This window comes from Aminobacter sp. P4_D5, from assembly GCF_056401815.1.
The window spans coordinates 1-631 of record NZ_JBFUIP010000917.1 but is presented as its reverse complement, the minus strand read 5'-3'; the positions used below and the strand labels follow the sequence as shown (position 1 = coordinate 631).

The 631-nt window shown below is 71.4% G+C and carries 1 protein-coding gene; it reads left to right on the top strand.

From position 1 onward, the window contains the following. Window positions 1–139: 139 nt before the first annotated feature. A partial coding sequence (locus AC1DWF_RS35780; protein WP_476843199.1) for a Bug family tripartite tricarboxylate transporter substrate binding protein occupies window positions 140–631 on the top strand: 492 nt, incomplete at its 3' end.

Here is a 631-nt window from a genome sequence, read left to right as displayed (position 1 = left end):
CCGCAGAAGAGGGCTGGCGCTGAGCTGCCCGATTCCCGGGCGATTCTGGCGCGCAGGCCGCTCATTGTCCGGCCGATCATGCTTTTGCGGGTGATGGCGCCGGCCTAGCCTCGGCCTTATTCCGCCTGGGACGCCCGCCATGATCGCCCGCCGCACCACTCTTCTCGCCGGTCTCGCGTTGCCCTCCGTCGCCCGCGCGCAGGATTGGCCGGTACGGCCCATCCGTGTGGTGCTGCCCTTTGCGGCCGGTGGCTCCTCCGACGTGGCGGCGCGGTTGCTGGCGCCGCGGCTCTCCACGCTGCTCGGCCAGCAGATCGTGATCGAGAACCGCGGCGGGGGCGGCGGCAATATCGCGGCCGAGCTCGTCGCCCGCGCCACGCCCGAYGGCTATACGATCTTCCAGGGCAATATGGGCGTGATGGCGGTGAACCCGACGCTCTACCGCTCCCTGAGCTGGGATCCCGTGCGCAGCTTCGCGCCGATCTCGCACATCATGGCGGTGGCCAACATTCTCGTCTGTCCGGCCGAGCGGCCCTGGCGCAGCGTCGCCGATCTCCGCGCCGCGCTGCTGGCCGCGCCGGACACCATCCGCGCCGGCAATTCCGGGCCGGGCTCCATCGGCCACCTCGCC